20 protein-coding genes, 1 tRNA gene and 2 pseudogenes are annotated in these 18,313 nt (G+C 68.7%); 13 read left to right on the forward strand and 10 right to left on the reverse strand.

Annotation, left to right across the window (positions count from 1 at the left end):
- The coding region (locus tag ACRDSQ_RS06420; protein ID WP_431419636.1) for a hypothetical protein at nt 1-200 on the forward strand (200 nt) is incomplete at its 5' end.
- A gap of 48 nt (nt 201-248) precedes the next feature.
- Nucleotides 249-1,619, forward strand: a complete 1,371-nt coding sequence (locus ACRDSQ_RS06425; RefSeq protein WP_431419638.1) for a gamma-glutamyltransferase family protein — start codon at nt 249-251, stop codon at nt 1,617-1,619.
- 26 nt (nt 1,620-1,645) lie between these two features.
- Here ACRDSQ_RS06425 and ACRDSQ_RS06430 read toward each other — a convergent pair whose 3' ends face one another.
- Nucleotides 1,646-1,945: a hypothetical protein gene (locus tag ACRDSQ_RS06430; protein WP_431419639.1), complete on the reverse strand. Its 300-nt coding sequence runs from the start codon at nt 1,943-1,945 to the stop codon at nt 1,646-1,648.
- Nucleotides 1,946-2,071: 126 nt separating this feature from the next.
- Between ACRDSQ_RS06430 and ACRDSQ_RS06435 the strand changes: the two genes are divergently transcribed.
- Nucleotides 2,072-2,719 (forward strand): DUF998 domain-containing protein, encoded by a 648-nt coding sequence (locus ACRDSQ_RS06435; protein ID WP_431419641.1) that lies wholly within the window; start codon nt 2,072-2,074, stop codon nt 2,717-2,719.
- A 1-nt stretch (nt 2,720) separates the two neighbouring features.
- On the opposite strand, the gene ACRDSQ_RS06440 is transcribed toward ACRDSQ_RS06435, so the two are convergent.
- Nucleotides 2,721-2,794: transfer RNA gene (locus tag ACRDSQ_RS06440), tRNA-Arg, on the reverse strand.
- A gap of 339 nt (nt 2,795-3,133) precedes the next feature.
- Complete coding sequence (locus tag ACRDSQ_RS06445; RefSeq protein ID WP_431419642.1) at nt 3,134-4,003, reverse strand: trypsin-like serine protease; 870 nt, start codon at nt 4,001-4,003, stop codon at nt 3,134-3,136.
- Nucleotides 4,004-4,137: 134 nt separating this feature from the next.
- Here ACRDSQ_RS06445 and ACRDSQ_RS06450 point away from each other — a divergent pair, with 134 nt between their 5' ends.
- The 7 genes and pseudogenes from ACRDSQ_RS06450 (at nt 4,138) to ACRDSQ_RS06480 (ending at nt 10,658) form a co-directional block, all read left to right on the forward strand.
- Nucleotides 4,138-6,156, forward strand: a complete 2,019-nt coding sequence (locus ACRDSQ_RS06450; protein WP_431419644.1) for a protein meaA — start codon at nt 4,138-4,140, stop codon at nt 6,154-6,156.
- A gap of 101 nt (nt 6,157-6,257) precedes the next feature.
- Nucleotides 6,258-7,145: an ectoine/hydroxyectoine ABC transporter substrate-binding protein EhuB gene (gene ehuB, locus ACRDSQ_RS06455; protein ID WP_431419645.1), complete on the forward strand. Its 888-nt coding sequence runs from the start codon at nt 6,258-6,260 to the stop codon at nt 7,143-7,145.
- A gap of 7 nt (nt 7,146-7,152) precedes the next feature.
- Nucleotides 7,153-7,848 carry an ectoine/hydroxyectoine ABC transporter permease subunit EhuC gene (gene ehuC / locus ACRDSQ_RS06460; protein ID WP_431419646.1) on the forward strand — a complete coding sequence of 232 codons (696 nt, stop codon included), beginning with the start codon at nt 7,153-7,155 and terminating at the stop codon, nt 7,846-7,848.
- Nucleotides 7,845-8,500: pseudogene (ehuD, locus tag ACRDSQ_RS06465) on the forward strand (ectoine/hydroxyectoine ABC transporter permease subunit EhuD). Before ehuC ends, ehuD begins: the two are co-directional and overlap by 4 nt.
- Before the next feature lie 7 nt (nt 8,501-8,507).
- On the forward strand, nt 8,508-9,272 hold the full coding sequence (gene ehuA / locus ACRDSQ_RS06470) for an ectoine/hydroxyectoine ABC transporter ATP-binding protein EhuA (protein ID WP_431419661.1): 765 nt from the start codon (nt 8,508-8,510) through the stop codon (nt 9,270-9,272).
- A 61-nt stretch (nt 9,273-9,333) separates the two neighbouring features.
- On the forward strand, nt 9,334-10,107 hold the full coding sequence (locus ACRDSQ_RS06475; RefSeq protein ID WP_431419647.1) for an enoyl-CoA hydratase-related protein: 774 nt from the start codon (nt 9,334-9,336) through the stop codon (nt 10,105-10,107).
- Entirely contained in the window at nt 10,095-10,658 is a 564-nt protein-coding gene (locus tag ACRDSQ_RS06480) for a GNAT family N-acetyltransferase (protein ID WP_431419648.1), read from the forward strand. The genes ACRDSQ_RS06475 and ACRDSQ_RS06480 overlap by 13 nt, the downstream gene beginning before the upstream one ends.
- 13 nt (nt 10,659-10,671) lie before the next feature.
- Here ACRDSQ_RS06480 and ACRDSQ_RS06485 read toward each other — a convergent pair whose 3' ends face one another.
- Both ACRDSQ_RS06485 and ACRDSQ_RS06490 read right to left on the reverse strand, forming a co-directional pair.
- A complete protein-coding gene (locus ACRDSQ_RS06485; RefSeq protein ID WP_431419649.1) occupies nt 10,672-12,192 on the reverse strand; it encodes a chitinase in 1,521 nt (506 codons plus the stop codon).
- Nucleotides 12,193-12,260: 68 nt separating this feature from the next.
- Nucleotides 12,261-12,851: a hypothetical protein gene (locus ACRDSQ_RS06490; RefSeq protein ID WP_431419650.1), complete on the reverse strand. Its 591-nt coding sequence runs from the start codon at nt 12,849-12,851 to the stop codon at nt 12,261-12,263.
- 134 nt (nt 12,852-12,985) lie between these two features.
- On the opposite strand from ACRDSQ_RS06490, the gene ACRDSQ_RS06495 reads away from it, so the two are divergent.
- Both ACRDSQ_RS06495 and ACRDSQ_RS06500 read left to right on the forward strand, forming a co-directional pair.
- Nucleotides 12,986-14,143 (forward strand): sensor histidine kinase, encoded by a 1,158-nt coding sequence (locus tag ACRDSQ_RS06495; RefSeq protein ID WP_431419651.1) that lies wholly within the window; start codon nt 12,986-12,988, stop codon nt 14,141-14,143.
- Nucleotides 14,140-14,784, forward strand: a complete 645-nt coding sequence (locus ACRDSQ_RS06500) for a response regulator (protein WP_431419652.1) — start codon at nt 14,140-14,142, stop codon at nt 14,782-14,784. Before ACRDSQ_RS06495 ends, ACRDSQ_RS06500 begins: the two co-directional genes overlap by 4 nt.
- Before the next feature lie 76 nt (nt 14,785-14,860).
- On the opposite strand, the gene ACRDSQ_RS06505 is transcribed toward ACRDSQ_RS06500, so the two are convergent.
- The 3 genes and pseudogenes from ACRDSQ_RS06505 to ACRDSQ_RS06515 all read right to left on the reverse strand — a co-directional run bounded on the left by ACRDSQ_RS06505 (nt 14,861) and on the right by ACRDSQ_RS06515 (nt 16,759).
- On the reverse strand, nt 14,861-15,169 hold the full coding sequence (locus ACRDSQ_RS06505) for a S41 family peptidase (protein ID WP_431419653.1): 309 nt from the start codon (nt 15,167-15,169) through the stop codon (nt 14,861-14,863).
- 79 nt (nt 15,170-15,248) lie between these two features.
- A pseudogene (locus tag ACRDSQ_RS06510) lies at nt 15,249-16,205 on the reverse strand (S41 family peptidase); the annotation flags it as partial.
- Between the two features lie 71 nt (nt 16,206-16,276).
- Nucleotides 16,277-16,759 (reverse strand): NUDIX domain-containing protein, encoded by a 483-nt coding sequence (locus ACRDSQ_RS06515; protein ID WP_431419662.1) that lies wholly within the window; start codon nt 16,757-16,759, stop codon nt 16,277-16,279.
- Between the two features lie 88 nt (nt 16,760-16,847).
- Between ACRDSQ_RS06515 and nucS the strand changes: the two genes are divergently transcribed.
- Nucleotides 16,848-17,507 (forward strand): endonuclease NucS, encoded by a 660-nt coding sequence (gene nucS, locus ACRDSQ_RS06520; RefSeq protein ID WP_431419655.1) that lies wholly within the window; start codon nt 16,848-16,850, stop codon nt 17,505-17,507.
- A 130-nt stretch (nt 17,508-17,637) separates the two neighbouring features.
- On the opposite strand, the gene ACRDSQ_RS06525 is transcribed toward nucS, so the two are convergent.
- Both ACRDSQ_RS06525 and ACRDSQ_RS06530 read right to left on the reverse strand, forming a co-directional pair.
- Nucleotides 17,638-17,952 carry a hypothetical protein gene (locus ACRDSQ_RS06525; RefSeq protein ID WP_431419657.1) on the reverse strand — a complete coding sequence of 105 codons (315 nt, stop codon included), beginning with the start codon at nt 17,950-17,952 and terminating at the stop codon, nt 17,638-17,640.
- A gap of 12 nt (nt 17,953-17,964) precedes the next feature.
- Entirely contained in the window at nt 17,965-18,117 is a 153-nt protein-coding gene (locus tag ACRDSQ_RS06530) for a hypothetical protein (RefSeq protein WP_431419659.1), read from the reverse strand.
- Nucleotides 18,118-18,313: the final 196 nt, after the last annotated feature.

The raw sequence follows: 18,313 nt of genomic DNA on the forward strand, positions 1-18,313 counted from the left end.
TTTCCCCCCTGCGTAAAGCAGCCGCGATACTGGCAGCCGTCACCGCCGAGATCACCGAAGTCCTTGTCCCGAAACGGCAACGCTCCAACCCACGCGTGGTCCGCCGCACACAGCGCACCCCGTTCCCGTCGAAGAAACCCATCGACAAACACCTGACAGGCCCACCACCCACAGTCGTGACCATCCTCACCCGAACCTAAAGTTCCTGGTATTGCGCCACGGGCACGCCCTACCCGTTCCCGACAGCGGTGAGCAGCGGCCTGTCCGTCGGCACCCCGGGCATGCTGGCCACCTGGGAGCGCGCGCTGCGGCGGTGGGGCCGGTTCAGCCTCAAGGACAACCTGAAGCCCGCGATCAAGGTCGCCGAGAAGGGCTTCCCGGTCACACCGCAGCTGCGGTCGGAGATCCTCGACAACCAGGCCCGCTTCAAGCAGTTCAGCTCCACCGCCGAGCTGTTCCTGCCCGGCGGCGCCGCGCCCGAGGTCGGGCACGTCCTGCGCAACCCGGACCTGGCGGGCACCTACCGCGAGATCGCCAAGGACGGCACGCGCGCGTTCTACGGCGGCGCGATCGGCGCGGACCTCGCCGAGACCACGCAGAACCCGCCGCTGGCCGCCGACGCCACCATCACCCCGCCCAAGGGGCGGATGACCGTGGAGGACCTCCGCGACTACCGGACCATCGACCGCGCGCCGACCCACGTGGGCTACCGCGGCTACGACGTCTACGGCATGGCCCCCAGCTCCAGCGGCGGCATCACCGTGGGCGAGTCGCTCAACATCCTGGAGAACTTCGACCTCGCTGGCATGGACCGCACCCAGGCGCTGCATCACTACCTGGAGTCGAGCAAGCTCGCCTTCGCCGACCGCAACCGCTACATCGGCGACCCGGCCTACGTCGACGTCCCGCAGGAGCGGCTGCTGTCGGACGCGCACGCCGCCAAGCGGGCCTGCCTGATCGACCCGGCGTCGGTGCTGCCCGCGCCGACCGCCCCGGACGCGGGCTGCGAGCCTGCCGCGGCGGGGACGGCGTCGTCGGAGAACGAGGTCCACACGAACCACTTCGTCGTGTCCGACAAGCTCGGCAACGTGGTGTCCTACACCAACACCATCGAGCAGGTCGGCGGCAGCGGCATCGTGGTGCCGGGCCGCGGGTTCCTGCTCAACAACGAGCTGACCGACTTCAACTTCACCCCGACGCAGGGTTCGGCGCCCGACCCGAACCTGGCCGCCCCGGGCAAGCGGCCGCGCTCGAGCATGTCGCCGACGATCGTGCTGAAGAACGGCAAGCCGTGGCTGGCGCTCGGCTCGCCGGGCGGCTCGACGATCATCACGACGGTCCTGCAGATCCTGGTGAACCGGGTGGACTTCGGCATGTCCCTCAAGGACGCCGTCGCCGCCCCGCGCGCGACCCAGCGCAACTCGCCGACGACGGTGGCCGAACCGGCCTTCATCGCCGCCGCCGACGGCCTGCGCGCCCTCGGCCACGTCTTCACCGAACAGCGCTTCATCGGCGCCGCCGCCACCCTGGAGTTCGTCGGCGGCGGCAAAGTCCTGGCCGTAGGCGAGGAACTCCGCCGCGGCGGCACCTCCGCCGCCGTGGTCTACCCCACCCCCTAGTCCCGCGAGTTGGACTCGCGACCGGGTCAGGTGTTGAGGAGGGTTTGGATGGCGGTTTGCTCGTCGGCGGGGAAGACGAGGATGCGGTAGGTCTCGCCGTCCTCGCTGGGGACCGTGGTGGCGCGGACGCCCGCTTTTTGCAACTCGGTCTCCACGAACCTCGCGGCGTCGACGGTGCGGACCTTGGCGACCTCGCGCAGCAGCCCGTAGTCCTTGCGCCGGTCGGCGTCGGAGGCCAGACCCCAGCGCAGGACGAGGCCGAGCAGGCCGACGACGGCCAGTGCCACCAGGATGAGGAACGGCGCGGGCACATCCATGCCGTTCATCATCCTCCCGCGCACAAGACGTAACCGTTAGGCGGTTATGTTCGCCACCTCGAATGCGATCAACTGGTGTCGGGTCGGTGTGATCCGCGCGAGCCGATCCACGGAACCGAGTCTCCGGAGGCGGCCATGACTCAGACAGTGCGACGCGACCTCGTCCACTCGTACCTCTACCTGCGCAGGGCGATCGGCCTGATCGGCCTCGCGCTGCCACCCGTGCTCATCCTCGGGAAGATCCTCCTCGACGGCGGTGGGCTGCAGAACTCGCTCAGCGGCTACTACTACACCGGGATGCGCGACGTCCTCGTCGGCGCCATGTGGGCGGTCGGCGTGTTCCTGTTCTGCTACCGCGGTTACAGCGTGGTCGACGACTGGGTCGCCAACATCGCGGGCATCTCCGCGATCGGGGTCGCGATCTTCCCCACTTCGCCCAGCGGCGGCCCGAACGTCAGCGCCGCGGACGACAAGCTGCTCGGGTACGTCCACGTCGCCGCCGCGGCCGTGTTCTTCCTGTCCCTGGCGTACTTCTGCCTGTTCCTGTTCACCCGGCAGGACGGCGAGAACCCCGGTGAGCACAGCGAAGCCCGCAACAAGGTCTACGTCGCCTGCGGTGTCGCGATCGTCGTCTGCATCGGCCTGATCCCGGTGATCGCCTACCTCTTCGACAACGAGACCAAGGCGCTGCATCCCGCGCTGTGGCTGGAATCCGGCGCCGTGCTGGCCTTCGGTGTCGCGTGGGCGACGAAGGGCAAGGCCATCGCCATCCTCAAGCGCTGAGCATCCCTGCCAGGATTCGAACCTGGGACCTCGCCGTTCGTAGCGGCGCGCTCTGTCCAGCTGAGCTACAGGGACTCGCCCGGCCGCGCAACGCAACCGGACCTAAGGGGACCGTGACGAGAGCCGACCACGGTGACCTCCAGTCCGCACCGTAGGAGCTCAGGTGACCCAAACTTTGAATTCCGGGGAGGCGGACTAGTAACAAGAGAGCCGCCCATCGGTGCTGGCGATGGGCGGCTCCCTCACGTGAGGATCAGTGATCTCACGGTGGGGAGCCGACGCCCAGACGCGGGCGGGCGACGTGCGCGGTGCCGAATCGGCGCCACATCCCTCGCTGCGCGTTCGCGACTGTCATCGTGTCTCCTCGTGTGTTGTGATCAGCATGTCCGACGTGGACGGTCAAGTCCAGCGAATTTACGGCAGGGCCACGAACTGGCTCACGAACGCACGCGCGGTCGGCGCGTCGAGCCGGTAGGACACGTTCGTCGCGTAGCAGGGGCCGTCGCCGGTGATCGTGGTCGCGACCAGGGTCAGCTTGCCGTCGATGACGGCGAAGTTCGGGCCGCCCGAGTCGCCGTAGCAGGCGCCGCCGTTGCCCTGGGGCGCGGTCATGTGCAGCCGCACCCACGTGTTGTTGAGCGCGTCGAAGCCGACCGGGGCCTTCATCCGCACGCCGCCGCCGGGGTGGGTCTGTCCACCCGGGCCGCGCTTGGCCTCCTGGGTGCCGTACCCGGCCACGGTGAACGGGACCGCCTCCAGGCCGCGCGGGCCGAGGGTGTCGAGCTTGCCCGCGGCGGGCAGCGTCGCCGGCGTGAAGCTCCAGCGGGCGGCGAGCGCGGCGGCGGGCACCTGCACCACGGAGATGTCGTGCGAGTCCGCCGAGTTGCCCGGGTAGGCCGGGTCGTTGTGGGCGATGCCCTCGACGCCGACCGCCGCGCCCTGGGCCGCCGGGTTCCCGGGGTAGGCCAGGGCGGCCGCGTCCAGGTCGGCCTGCACGTTCTGGCTGAGCGAGACGTAGAACCGCACGCCTTCGGCCCAGTCGGTGGTGCAGTGGGCGGCGGTCAGGAACGTGTCGCGGTCGACCATGGTGCCCGAACACATCCAGTCGATGCGGTCGGGCGTGGCCGGGTTGTCGTCGTTGTCCCACTGCACGACCAGCGCGCCGACCTCGGTGCGCTCGGGCGCGGGAGTGGCGTTGTAGCTGTTGATCGCCGATGCTGGGGTGGATAACACGCTGGTCAGCGCCACCACGGCGACCGCGGGCACGAGGAACTTCAGACTCATGGTCAAAGCCTCCGAGAAAGGGTTTCAGGTTGCGTCAGTCAACCGGTGCGCGTGCCTGTGAGCAATGGCACCGAGCCGAAATTCGTTACTGAGCAGTACGCTCCTCGAAAAGGGCTGTTAACGGAGGTAAACCGGTGCCGTATCCGTCAGACCGTGAGCGAGACCGCCCGTGGGTCATGCGCACCTACGCCGGGCACTCTTCCGCGACCAAGTCCAACGAGCTCTACCGCCGCAACCTGTCCAAGGGGCAGACCGGCCTTTCCATCGCGTTCGACCTGCCGACGCAGACCGGTTATGACCCGGACCACGAACTCGCCAAGGGTGAGGTCGGCAAGGTCGGTGTCCCGGTCACCCACATCGGCGACATGCGCACGCTGTTCGACCAGATCCCGCTCGGTGTGGCCAACACCTCGATGACGATCAACGCGACCGCCATGTGGCTGCTGTCGCTCTACGTCTCGGTGGCCCAGGAGCAGGCCGAGGCCGAGGGCACCGACTGGCACGAGGTCGTCGCGAAGCTCGCGGGCACCACCCAGAACGACATCATCAAGGAATACCTCTCCCGCGGCACCTACGTCTTCCCGCCCGGGCCGAGCCTGCGGCTGATCACCGACATGGTCGCGTGGACCGTGTCGAACGTGCCGAAGTGGAACCCGATCAACATCTGCAGCTACCACCTGCAGGAGGTCGGCGCGACCCCGGTGCAGGAAGTCGCCTACGCGATGTGCACGGCCATCGCGGTTCTCGACGCGGTTCGCGACTCCGGGCAGGTGCCCGCCGAGAAGTTCGGCGAGGTCGTCTCCCGGATCTCGTTCTTCGTCAACGCGGGCGTGCGGTTCATCGAAGAGATGTGCAAGATGCGCGCCTTCACCGAATTGTGGGACGAGATCACCCGCGACCGCTACGGCATCACCGACGAGAAGCAGCGCCGGTTCCGCTACGGCGTGCAGGTCAACTCGCTGGGCCTGACCGAGGCGCAGCCGGAGAACAACGTCCAGCGCATCGTGCTGGAGATGCTCGCCGTGTCGCTCTCGCGCAAGGCCCGCGCCCGCGCGATCCAGCTCCCCGCGTGGAACGAGGCCCTCGGCCTGCCGCGCCCGTGGGACCAGCAGTGGGCGCTGCGCATGCAGCAGGTGCTCGCCTACGAGACCGACCTGCTGGAGTACGAGGACATCTTCGACGGCTCCCCGGTCATCGAGGCCAAGGTCAACGAGATCATCACCGGCGCGCGTGAGGAGATCGACCGCGTGCAGGCCATGGGCGGGGCGGTCGCGGCCGTCGAGTCCGGCTACATGAAGACGCAGATGGTGGGCTCGCTGGCCGAGCGCCGCAGGCTCATCGAGGGCGGCAAGCAGATCATCGTCGGCGTCAACAAGTTCGACACCACCGAGCCGAGCCCGCTGCAGGCCGAGGGCGCCAAGGCCATCGAGACCGCCGACCCGGCGGCCGAGCTGGAGGCCGTCGAGGCGGTCCGGCAGTGGCGCTCCGAGCGGGACGCGACCGCGGTGGACGAGTCGCTGCGCAAGCTGCGTGAGGCCGCGAAGACCGACGTCAACCTGATGGACGCGACCCTGGCGTGCGCGCACGCGGGTGTCACCACCGGCGAGTGGTCGGCGGCGCTGCGCGAGGTCTTCGGCGAGTACCGGGCGCCCACGGGTGTGTCGGGCGCGTCGGCGGGCGGCGAGGCGGGCGTCGAGCTCGCGGCCGTGCGCGAGCGGGTCAAGGCGACCGGCGAGGAACTCGGCGAGCGGCTGCGCATGCTGGTCGGCAAGCCCGGCCTTGACGGCCACTCCAACGGCGCCGAGCTGATCGCCGTGCGGGCCCGCGACACCGGCTTCGAGGTCGTCTACCAGGGCATTCGCCTCACCCCGGACCAGATCGTGGCGGCCGCGGTGCAGGAGGGCGTGCACGTGGTCGGCCTGTCTATCCTGTCCGGCTCGCACCTGGAAGCCGTTCCCGCGGTTGTCGAGGGTTTGAGGGCCGCCGGTGCGGGGGATGTACCGGTCGTGGTCGGCGGCATCATCCCGCCCGACGACGCGAAGATCCTCGCCGAGCGCGGTGTGGCCCGGGTGTTCACACCCAAGGACTACGAGATGACGCAGATCATGGACGAGATCGTCAACGTCATCCGCGAGGCCAACAAGCTGCCGTAGCAGTGAGTTAATCACCAGCAGTTGACCTAAACGGGTGATCCCCCTACGTTCGACCCACACACACGTAACCGGGTTGATGCGCGCGAAACGGGGCGAACGCGATGGTGGGTCAGGGCTGGACGCGGCGGGATTTCCTTCGACGAACGGCCGCGGCGGGAGCCCTGGCCACCACGGGTGGCTGGGCTCTCTCCGCCTGCACCAGCGTGTCCTCCGGTGATCCGCTGGCCGCGGCGAAGGCCGCGGGCAAGATCAAAATCGGCATCGCGAACGAGGCGCCGTACGGGTTCACCGACGCGGGCGGCCGGGTGACCGGCGAGGCGCCCGAGGTGGCCCGCGCGGTCTTCAAGGCCCTGGGGATCGCTGACGTCGAGGCGGTCGCGACCAACTTCGACGGGCTGATTCCCGGCGTCACCGCGAAGCAGTTCGACATGGTCGCGGCGGGCATGAACATCACGCCCGCCCGCTGCGGGCAGGTCGCGTTCTCCATCCCGGACTACAGCGCCCGCACTGCTTTGCTTGTGCCGCGCGGAAATCCCGAAGGCGTGCGCGGGTTCGACGAGGTGAAGGCGAAGGGACTCAAGCTCGCCGTGCTGTCCGCGGCCGTGGAGAAGGGGTACGCCGAGTCCGCGGGTGTGACCGAGATCGAGACCCTCGACAGCCAGGACACCCTGCTGCGCGCGGTCGCCGACGGCCGGGTCGGCGCGGCCGCGCTGACCGACATCTCGCTCAAAGACCTGGTCAAGAAGAACCCGGACATCGCAGTCGAGGTGACTCCCGGGTTCACCCCGCAGGGCAAGGGGAAGGACGTCGTGTCCGCGGGCGGGTTCGTGTTCCGCAAGGACGACAAGGCGCTGCTCGAGGCTTTCAACGCGGAACTGAAGAAGCTGCACGAGAACGGCGAATGGCTGCGCATCGTGGAGCCTTTCGGCTTCGGCAAGGACAATCTGCCCGCGGGCGGGCTGACAACCGAGAAGCTCTGCGCCACCTGAGCCGACCGTGCCGGACAACGCGGGTCGCATAGTCGCGACGATTCTGGAGGGCCTGCCCTTCACGGTGATCGCCGCCGTCGGCGGCAACGCGCTGACCATTGTGCTCTCCCTCGCCGCCGGGCTTGCCCCGCTGTCCCGGTCGCGCGCGGTCCGGGTGACCGCCCGCGTATACGTCGAGGGGCTGCGGGGGACGTCCGAGGTGGTGCAGCTCTTCTGGCTCTACTTCGCCCTTCCCGCGCTGGTCGGGCTGCAGCTGGTGCCGCTGTACGCGGGAATCCTGGTGCTGGGTCTCAACCACGGCGCCTACGGTGCGGAGATCGTGCGCGGTGCCGTGCAGGCCGTGCCCAGGTCCCAAGTGGAGGGTGCGCTGGCGCTGAGTTTCACGCCCGCGCAACGAATGCGCCGAGTCGTGCTGCCGCAGGCTTTCGTGGAGATGCTGCCGCCGTTCGGCAACCTGTTCATCCAGCTGCTCAAGAGCACGGCGCTGCTGTCGTTCATCCAGGTGACCGAGATCGTCCAGCGGGGTGAGCAGCTGAGGCCGACGCACGGGGCGGATCTGCCGTTCATCTACCTGGTCGAGTTGTTGTTGTACCTGGTGCTGGCACTGGTGATCACGGCAGGCGTGCGGCTGCTGGAGCGGGCGGCGTGCCGCCGGGTCGGCAGGGAACCCGCGCGGACCCGGTTCCTCGGGGGTGTCCGATGACGTGGGACTTGCAGTTCGCGGCGACCTCGGTGCCGCTGATCCTGCGGGGGTTGCTGGTCACGCTGCAGATCACCGTGCTCGGCTCGCTCGTCGCCTACGCCCTCGGACTCGTGTTCGCCCTCGTCCGCCGGGCTCGGGTGCCGGTCGTCGACCAGGTGCTGTTCCTGTTCATCGAGTTCGTCCGCAGCACGCCGCTGCTGGTGCAGATCTTCGTGCTGTACTACGTGTTCCCGTCCGCGTCGGCATCAGCATGTCGGCGTTCGTGACCGGCGTGATCGCCATCGGAGTGCACTACGCGTGCTACACCTCGGAGGTCTACCGCGCGGGCATCGACGCCGTCCCGAAAGGACAGTGGGAGGCGGCCATGGCCCTGTCGCTGCCGCGCCGCCGCGTGTGGACGTCGGTGATCCTGCCGCAGGCCGTGCCCAGAGTCCTGCCCGCGCTGGGGAACTACACGATCTCGATGTTCAAGGAGACCCCGCTGCTGCTGGCCATCGGCGTGGTCGACCTGGTCAACGCGGCCAAGGCGGCGGGCAACGAGTCGTACCGGTTCGTCGAGGTCTACACGATCGCGGGCCTGCTGTTCCTGTTGCTGAGCTATCCCGCGTCCCTGCTGGTGCGGAGGTTGGAGTGTCGTGTCGAACCAGTCTGACCCCCCGATGATCCGCTTCGACAACGTCGTCAAACGCTTCGGCGACAACACGGTCCTCGATGGCTTCACCTGCCGCATGGCGCCGGGGGAGTTCGTCACCCTGATCGGCCCGAGCGGCTCGGGCAAGACCACCATCCTGCGTCTGGTGATGACCCTGGAGCGGGTCACCGACGGCCTGATCGAGATCGACGGTTCCCCACTGAGCCACATGCACCGCGGCGGAAAGCTCGTTCCCGCGGACGAGAAGCACCTGGCGGGGGTCCGCAAGCGGATCGGGATGGTGTTCCAGCAGTTCAACTTGTTCCCCAACATGACCGTGCTGCGCAACATCACGGAGGCCCCGGTGCGGGTGCTCGGCCTGACCCCCGCCGAAGCCGACGAACGGGCCCGCGACCTGCTTGACCTGGTCGGCCTGGCGGACAAGGCCGACGAACACCCGGCACGCCTGTCGGGCGGCCAACAACAGCGGGTCGCCATCGCCCGAGCCCTGGCCATGCGCCCAGACGTGCTGCTGTTGGACGAGGTGACGTCCGCGCTGGACCCGGAACTGGTGACGGGCGTGCTGAGCCTGCTCGGCCACATCGCCGACACCACGGACATCATGTTCCTGTGCGTCACCCACGAAATGGGCTTCGCCCGCGACGTGTCAGACCGGGTCCTCATGTTCGACCACGGCCGCGTCATCGAGGACGCGCCACCGGAGCGGCTGTTCACCGAGCCGCGGGAGGAGCGCACCCGGGAGTTTCTGCAGGCGGTCGTCGGTCGGACCTGACCGAGGCGCCGTGTGTTCGCTGCTGGTGGTCGGCTGCGCCGCACCGCAGTACCGTCGAGGCATGGCCGACTACCAGCACATCCTCGTCGAGCGGGCGGGCAGCGTCGTTCGGATCACGATGAACCGTCCGGCCCGGCGGAACTCGCTGTCCGGGGACCACCTGGCCGAACTCCTCGACGCCTTCCGCGCCGCGGGCGCCTCCGACGCCACGGGCATCGTCTTGGCCGCCGAAGGGCCGGTGTTCTCCGCGGGCCACGACTTCGGTGACGTCTCCTCCCGCGACCTGGGTGGGGTGCGGGACCTGCTGCGGCTGTGCACCGACCTGATGCGCACCATCGAGTCGGTTCCCCAGGTGGTCATCGCCCGTGTCCACGGCCTGGCCACCGCGGCGGGCTGCCAGCTGGTGGCGTCCTGTGACCTGGCGGTGGCGGCGGAGTCGGCCGGGTTCGCCCTACCCGGCGGGAAGGGCGGCTGGTTCTGCCACACCCCGGCGGTCCCGGTGGCCCGGTCCATCGGCCGCAAACGCCTGATGGAGATGGTCCTGACCGGCGATGTCGTCGACGCCCACACCGCCGAGCAGTGGGGCATGGTCAACCAGGTCGTTCCCGACACCGAGCTGGACAAGGCCGTCGACGAACTGCTGCGCCGGGCCACCCGCGGCAGCGCGGCCAGCAAGGCGCTGGGCAAGCAGACCATCTATGCCCAGTTGGACCGGCCGGAGGCCGACGCCTACGCGATCGCGCTCGAAGTCATGGCGGCGGCTTCGCAGCTGCCTGGGGCCAAAGAGGGCATGGCCGCCTTCCTGGAAAAGCGCTCCCCGGTGTGGCCCGACTAGTGGCCGAGCAGGTCGCTCCCCAGCGCCCGGCGGCGCTCGCCGACGCACCACGGATCGCCGAGCTGATGCGCGCGTCCGTGGCGGAGCTGTTCCCACGGTTCTACGGCGAGCGCGAGACAGCGAGCGCGATGGCGCATATCGCGCACATCGACCGGACGTTGATCGAGGACGGCGCCTACTTCGTCCACGAGGCGGACGGCGAGATCATCGCCTGCGGCGGCTGGAGCAGGCGCGGGAAGCTCTACACCGGCTCCGGACCGGGCGACGACGACCTCCGACTGATCGACCCGGCCACCGAGCCCGCCCGGGTCCGCGCCATGTTCGTGCGGGCGGACTGGACCAGGCGCGGTCTCGGCCGGGCGATCCTCGAATCGTGCAGACGAGCCGCGCAAGCCGAAGGATTCGGTTCGCTGGCACTCCTGGCGACGCTGCCGGGGGTGCCGCTGTACCGATCCTTCGGCTTCCGCGAAACCGAGCGGCGAGCAATCCTGATGCCGGACGGCGTGGAGATCGAAGGCGTGATGATGACCCGAGGTGTCGAGCCGCCTTAGGGCTTTCCCGCCACTACGGCAGGGTGTCCAGGTGCGCGGCCACCGAATTGGCGAAGGCGTAGCCGTTGGACGCGTCCCAGTTGATCGACCAGGTCATCGCCCCGCGAATTGTTGGGTAGGCCACGGCGGGTGTGAACCCGCCGCAGTTTGTCCGCCGTGCCAGGCAGCTCAGCGCCGCGTTGACGTTCGCCGGGGACTGGTAGCCGCCGCCCGCTCCCGAAGGTGACGCCGGCAGGCCGAGGCCGACCTGGTCGGCGCGCAGGCCGCCCTGCAGCTGGATGCAGGCCAGCGCGGTCAGGAAGTCGACCGAGCCTTGGCCGTAGACCTTCTGGTCGCAGCCCATCATCGATCCGGAGTTGTAGTACTGCATGTTGACGATGGTCAGGATGTCCTTGATCGCCAGCGCCAACTGGAAGTACCCGCCGGAGGTCGACTGCATGTCGATGGTCTGCGGGGCCATCGTGATGATCTTCCCGCCCGCCGCGTGGATCTGGCGCAGCGCGTTCGCCATGTGGGTGGCGTTGATGCCGTTCTCGAGGTCGATGTCCACGCCATCGAACCCGTAGTCCCGGATCAGCCGGGCCATGCTGGAGGCGAAAGCGTTTGCGGCCGCGGTGTCGCCGACGGTCACGGTGCCCTTTTCGCCGCCGACGGACAGGATCACCTTCTGGCCCCGCGCCTGCGCTGTCCGGATGTCGGCTTTGAACTGGGCGTCCGTGTAGCCGCCGAGTTGGCTCGACAGCCCGGAGTCGAGGGTGAACGTCACCGCTCCAGGCGTGCCCGGCACGGCGTCGGCGAAGGAGACGGCGATGATGTCGTAGGTGGTCGGCACGGCGGCGAGGGTGAGGGCTCGGGCGCCGTTGTAGAAGTTCTGCCAGTAGCCCGTGAGGACGTGCGCGGGAAGCCCCGTCGCCGGCGGCGTCGTGGTGGTGGTCGTCGGATTCGTGGTCGTGGTCGTGGTCGGGTTGGTGGTGGTCGGGCTCGTCGTTGACGGGGTCGTCGTGGGTGCCGTGGTCGTGGTGGTGGGCGGCGTCGTGCCGGGGCCGTCGAGGACGACGTCGTCGGCCCGGTAGGCGGGCTGGCCGTACCAGCCGTGCAGGTAGATCGACACCGAGGTGGTGGACCCACCCGTGGTGAACTTGGTGGACAGCTGCGTCCACACGCCCGAGACCGGGGTCCACGTGCTCGGGTCGCTGGTGCCGGTCCCCGTCGCTCCCAAGTAGGTGTAGGCGCCCCTGACCCAGGCGGTCAGGGTGTAGGCCGAGTTCGGTTTCACGGTCACGGTCTGCGTGCACCGCGCGTTGTCCTGACCGGCGGGCGTGCCGGTCAGCGCGTAGCTGCCCGCGTGGGCATCGCCGCTGGTCACGGCCCCCGCGCTGGAACAGGACCAGCCGCTGAGCGTTCCCGATTCGAATCCGGGATTGGCGACGAGATTCGCGGCGGCCGCTTGTCCTGTGAAAGCCAGGATGAGCCCGACGCAGAGAGCGAAAGCGGATAACAGGGCGACGAGCGCTCGCTTGGCAGGGAGCGTCATGGCTGCCTCCAGGGCATGACAGCTGCGGGGTGGTCGAAATCCAAAAGTGGACTAGACCACTTGAGCTGTCAACCCCCAGGCGTTCCCATTACCGCCTGCTCGCCCCGGTCGAGTAATGTCCATAAAGGACCCGTCGCGAACCAGATGGCCGTGACCGCGCCGAGCTTCGGAATCCACGCGTACCAGCCCGACCACAGCGCGGTCGTTCGTTCCGGTGTGCCGACGACGAACGACAACACGGCCAACACCGCCACACCGATGCCGCACGCCATGACGCACTTGCCCCACTCGCGCCACTCGTGGCGGGCCCGCTCCGGACCGCGTTTGGGAACTCGCACCGGCCGCGGGCCATCCGCGAACCGATACGCGAACCATCGGTCCGCCCAGCGGATCAGGCTCGGTCCGAAAGCGACACTGAATCCGAGGTACGCGGCGCCTAATCCGTGCACCAGGCCGGCCTCGCCGCCGCGACGTAAGTCCAGGACGGTCGCCGCGAGCAGAACGAGGTCCACAATGGGCGTCGCCACGAGCAGGGCCGCGCCGGTCCGCCGCAGCCGCAAGGGATAGCGGGCGACGAGGCCTGCGCCGAGCAGCACCCAGAAACCGATCTCGCACAGGGCGATCACGGCGAAGAGTGGGTTGTCCAAGAGGAATCGCACTCGTTCAGCGTGCCCGGTCGGACGCGGTCGCGGTATCGGTCAATAGTCCGAGTTGATCATCATCCTTTAGTCGTAGCCCGATCTGGGACTTTGGTCGGGGACGCGGAGGTGACCTGGTGTGTTGTGATTGACCGGTGAGGGAACGACCGGTTCGACCGTGGCAGAAACCCGTGTGGCACGCCGTCTTCGCCTTCAGCCTCGGCGCGCTGGTCCTCCTCAAGGACCTGGCGCCGCTCGAGGCCCCGGCGGCGATACCGGTGTCCGTGTGGCCGCATGTCCTGGTTCTCGCGGGCATGTGCGCGCTGATGCTGCTACGCCTGCGCGCGCCGGTCCCGGCGATGGTGGCGGGCTGGCCGCTCTTGGCTGCCGATGTCGCCATGGGTCTGACCCTGCCGGTGGTGCTGGTCGCGAGCGAGCACCTGTACGCGGCCGTCCTGTACGGATCGCGCCGGGCCAGCCGGACGATCGCCGCGGCGGTCGGCCTGCTGATCGTCAGCATCATCGTGATCGCGGTCGTGCACGGCTGGGACATGCGGACCACGACGGACCTGCTGCTCAAGGCGTGCGCCCTGCCGCTGGTGCCGGTGTGGTGGGGCATGAACCTGCGCCAGCAGCGGGAATCCGCCGAGGCCGAACGTGCCCGAGCCGACGACCTGACCCGCATCGCCGCCCTCGACCGCGACGCCGCCGTTCACGCCGAACGCGCGTCGATGGCCCGCGACCTGCACGACGTGATCGCCGGGCACCTCTCGGCGATCGCCATCCAGTCCGAGGCCCTCCTGACGCTCCCCGACGGCCATCCGCGGACCCGCACGGTGCTGCGTTCGGTCCGCGAGAACAGCGTCGACGCGCTCGCCGAGATGCGCGCCATGATCGGCCTGCTGCGCGCCGACGACGACGTCTCCGAACGCACCGCCCCCGCGCGCCTGCGCGAACTCGACCGGCTGATCCGCTCCGCGCGCGCGTCCGGCCTCGACGTGCGCGTCGACGCCGAGCACCCGCCGGAACTGCCCGCCGCGGTCGACCTGTCGGCGTTCCGGATCGTGCAGGAGGCGCTCACGAACGCGGTCAAACACGCACCGGGCTCACGGGCCGAGGTGAGCGTCAGCCACGGCGGGGGAACACTGGTCGTCGAAGTCACCGATGACGGCACCGGCGCGGTGCCCAACCCGTCGGGAACCGGCCTGATCACAATGACCGAACGCGCCCAAGCCGTGGGCGGGGTGTTGGTCGCGGGCCCGTGCGCGCGCGGCTGGCGGGTGCGCGCGGAACTGCCGGTGGAGGACGAATGACGATCAAGGTGCTGGTGGCCGACGACCACGCGGCGATCCGGGCCGGGCTGTGCCTGATCCTGGACAACGCCGAGGGCATCGAGGTGATCGCCGAGGCCGCCGACGGTGCGGCCGCCGTCCGCAAGGCGACCGCGCTGCGGCCGGACGTGGTCCTGATGGACGTGCGGATGCCCGAGGTCGACGGCATCGAGGCCACCCGCAGACTCGTCGCCGACGGAGTGTGCGCGGTGCTGGTGCTGACCACGTTCGACATGGACGAGTACGTCTACGGAGCCCTTCGCGCGGGAGCGGCGGGATTCCTGCTCAAGTCCGTGGACGCGGCCCGACTGATCGAGTCGGTCCGGCTGGTGGCGGCGGGGGACGGGGTCTTGGAACCAGGCGTCACCCGACGGCTGATCAGCGCCTTCGCGGACGCCCAGCCGAAGGCGGTGACGCGGCCGGCGGGGCTCGATGAGCTGACGGACCGGGAGACGGAAGTGTTGGTGGGGGTGGGGGAAGGGCTGTCCAACCAGGAGATCGCGCGGAAACTCGGGATCGCTGAGGCGACCGTGAAGACGCACGTTTCGCGGATGCTGACGAAGTTGGATCTGCGGTCGCGGGTGCAGGCGGCTGTGCTCGCTCAGGAAGCCGGCCTGGTGTAGCCAGGTTTGGCTCATGGGTGCCTGTTTGGGGGGCGCCTTGATTTGGGGACCCCGCCAAACGGGCCCGTGCGATCGCTCAGCGGAACAGGGTCACGGCTCGGTCGAAGGCTGAGTCGCGGTTGTGTGCGAACTCCTCCTCGGTGAATACCGGCGTGCTGATGTGCGGTGGGATTCCGGTGCCGTCGAATGTGTGGCCCCAGCGGGTCAGGAAACGTTCATTCGGAAGGATGAACTTCCAACCGTTCGGCAGCGTCCGTTCCATCACGTCGGAGAAGACGCCCTGGGTGTGCGCGCCGATCCGTACCGGCTGCGAGGTGCGGCCCAAGGTGGCCTGGGTGAAAGTCTCGCCCGCGCTGATTGTCGAGCCGCCGGTCAGCAGGACCACGGGACCGGTGTACGGGTTCGCCGCCGGTCGGATCTGCGACCGCTGTGGGGTGGTACCGCGTCGGGTCGGTGGGGTTGTTGCGGGTTTGCTTCGCGTAGGCGAAATACGGGTGGTGGGTGAGCCTGCCGGCGAGATCCAGGCCGAACTGGTCTTCGCCGCCGCCGTTGATTCGCAGGTCGATGATCAAACCGCGCCACGCCTTCGTGCGGTCCGCGCTGAAGATCGTGTCCAGGGCGCGGGTCAGTTCGGCTTGGTTGTCCGCGTAGTCGCCGTCGGTGTAGCCCGTGAAACCGGTGACACGCAGGTAGCCGATGCCGTCGGGGAGGTCCGCGTAACCGATGCGGCCCTTGCCGAACTCCTGCAGCGGCTTCCCGCCCAGGTCGCGGCGCACGATGTAAGGCCGGATCTTTGCTTCCAGGTCCGGCGTCGGGCAGGTCGTCCCGGGCCGCTCGCCGACGTAGAACCGCTTGTCCGCAAGGATCCCGGTGTGGGCGTCGCCCAATGGGGTGATCATCTCGACCAGTAGCTCGTAGAGTTGGTCTTCGGTCATGTCCTCGTGGATCCGTGGTCGGTAGCGGTCGCGGACCGCGTTCCAGTCGATGCCTTTGAGCGCGAAGAACGGGTAGTTCTCGGCGTAGGTGGTCCAGAAGACGTCGAATGTCCTCAATGGACTGACCGGTCCGGGTGTGGCGCACTCCGGAGGGAGCGCTTCGAGCCTGCGGAGCCGTCGGTCGCCGACCGAGCCGTCGATGTGCTGGGTCGCGGTGTTGCCTCGCGCGCGGAAGGTGAACGAGCCGAAGCGGGCGACTCCGCCGGGGTCGGTCGAGCGCGACACCGGTTTGCCTACCACGCAACTGATTCGGGTGGTCTCGTACGCCGTCGCCTGACCGTTCGCGATCTTGATGACGGTCCCGTAGCCGTCGGTCCGCCACACCCCGTCGATCGTCGACGCGGCGGCTGCGGGCGCGAGGGCGAAAGTGCTGAGCAGTCCCACGGCCATCCCCGCCGCGACCCGCCTTTGGTTGGTGCTCATCATGTCCACCAGCCTGGCCGCGCCGCCCGCCGCGCGCAGTCAGGCCAACCGGCGTCTCCGGGGTGGGGCGGGCCCTACCCCCGCAGCAGCAGCAACCCGTACGCCGCGATGGACTGGGCGTCGGTGATCTCGCCCGTGCGGACCAGCCGCTCGAACTCCGCGCGGGTGAACCAGTCGGTGCGCATGTCCTGTTCCTCCGGTTCCCGCTCCGGCTCGCCCTCGGTCAGGTCGGTCGCGAGGAACACGTGCCCCCGCTGGCTCGACATGCCCGCCGCGCAGTCGAGCGAGCCGATCTTGGTCATCGTCGCCGCTTGCAGCCCCGTCTCCTCGCGCAACTCGCGGGCGGCGAGGGTCGCGGTGTCCAGGTGCTCGCGGTCCGGGGCGGTGCCCTGGGGGAACTCCCACCGGCGCTTGCCGAGCGGGTAGCGGAACTGCTCGACGAGCATCAGCCGGTCGCCGTCGAGGGGGATGACCAGCGCGTAGTCGGGTTTGTCGATCACGCCGTAGATGCCCGCGCTGCCGTCGTGGCGGCGGATCCGGTCCTCGCGGACGGTCATCCAGGCGTTCGCATAGACCTGTTCGGTGCCGAGGGTGTCCACGGGGTGATCCTGCCGCACCCCGCCGACGGGGGCTAACCTGCTGGCCGTGCGCCTCGTGATCGCTCGCTGCCAAGTCGACTACGTCGGTCGGTTGACCGCCCACCTCCCCATGGCCAACCGGCTGCTGCTGGTCAAGGCCGACGGGTCGGTGTCGGTCCATTCCGACGACCGCGCGTACAAGCCGCTGAACTGGATGACGCCGCCGTGCTGGCTCACCGAGGAGCCCGACACCTGGACGGTGCAGAACAAGGCGGGCGAGAAGATCGTGATCACGATCGAAGAGATCACGCACGACTCGAAGCACGAACTCGGCCTCGAACCGGGCCTGGTCAAGGACGGCGTGGAGGCCCACCTCCAGGAACTCCTCGCCGAACACATCACCACCCTCGGCGACGGCTGGACCCTGGTCCGCCGCGAATACCCGACGGCGATCGGCCCGGTCGACATCCTGTGCCGCGACAACGCGGGCGGCTCGGTCGCCGTGGAGATCAAGCGGCGCGGTGACATCGATGGCGTGGAACAGCTGACCCGATACCTGGAACTGCTGAACCGCGACCCGTTGCTCGCGCCCGTGCAGGGGATCTACGCCGCCCAGCTCATCAAACCGCAGGCACGTGTGCTGGCCGAGGATCGCGGAATCCGCTGCGTGGTGCTGGATTACGACACCCTGCGTGGAATCGAATCGGACGAGTTCCGCCTGTTCTGATAGTTAGTCCGATCCGGTGATCGGGGTAACGGATCCGTGCGACCGTGCGTCATTTCCCATGACGTTTCTCCGCGAATCGGCGGAATGAAATCAATGGGGGAATTGTGTCGTCTCCAAGTATTCGTGTTATTCAATTGACGGCGGCCGGGTTCGTCGCCGCCGCGGCGCTCGCGGTCGTGGCGGTGTCGGCTGGTGCGACGAGCCCCGTAGGTCCCGCGCCGACGCCACGGATGACAGCTGATGCCGTGTCCTGCGTCCTGGACAGTCTCGGGGTGTGCACGGTGTCGCACGCGCTGGGCGTGGTTCCCACGGCGGTGGTCGTCTCGGCCAACACGCCTGCCGGGTGGAACGGTTTCATGCTCAACACCGTGCGCGATTCATTCACACCGACCACGTTCAGGGTGAGGGCGATGGTCACCTCGACCCAGCCCAAGAGCGGCGCCACGATCTGGTTCAGCTACAGCGCCTTCGCCGCGGGTGCGACGCCGCAGCCGCCCACCACGACGGTGATGCCTCCAGTGACGACGACGATGACGACGATGACGACGGAACCGCCCGCGGTCACGACCACCCGTCCGGTCACCAACACGACGCCTCCCACGACGATCACCGAACCGACTACGCCGTGATCGCATTTGCCTCGCGGACGCGAATCTTCGGCTTGCCGCCCACTGACCGACTAGTACGGCAGCAGCCATTCGGGGTGTGACCTGCGGGGATGTGTGGCTGGGGGCCTGCGTTCGGCATGGGGCAGCCGCCTGTTGATCATGTGTTTGTGAGAACAACAGGATCGCAGGCGGCTGCCG

The organism is Actinokineospora sp., assembly GCF_050699995.1.
Classification (GTDB): Bacteria; Actinomycetota; Actinomycetes; order Mycobacteriales; family Pseudonocardiaceae; genus Actinokineospora.

Coding starts and splice junctions, on each gene's coding strand:
- ehuA (WP_431419661.1), top strand. CDS start 8,508: ATGATCCGCTTCGACAACGTCGTCAAACGCTTCGGCGACAACACGGTC.
- ACRDSQ_RS06435 (WP_431419641.1), top strand. CDS start 2,072: ATGACTCAGACAGTGCGACGCGACCTCGTCCACTCGTACCTCTACCTG.
- ACRDSQ_RS06430 (WP_431419639.1), bottom strand. CDS start 1,945: ATGAACGGCATGGATGTGCCCGCGCCGTTCCTCATCCTGGTGGCACTG.
- ACRDSQ_RS06445 (WP_431419642.1), bottom strand. CDS start 4,003: ATGAGTCTGAAGTTCCTCGTGCCCGCGGTCGCCGTGGTGGCGCTGACC.
- ACRDSQ_RS06515 (WP_431419662.1), bottom strand. CDS start 16,759: ATGACCGTCCGCGAGGACCGGATCCGCCGCCACGACGGCAGCGCGGGC.
- ACRDSQ_RS06485 (WP_431419649.1), bottom strand. CDS start 12,192: ATGACGCTCCCTGCCAAGCGAGCGCTCGTCGCCCTGTTATCCGCTTTC.
- ACRDSQ_RS06500 (WP_431419652.1), top strand. CDS start 14,140: ATGACGATCAAGGTGCTGGTGGCCGACGACCACGCGGCGATCCGGGCC.
- ehuB (WP_431419645.1), top strand. CDS start 6,258: ATGGTGGGTCAGGGCTGGACGCGGCGGGATTTCCTTCGACGAACGGCC.
- ACRDSQ_RS06475 (WP_431419647.1), top strand. CDS start 9,334: ATGGCCGACTACCAGCACATCCTCGTCGAGCGGGCGGGCAGCGTCGTT.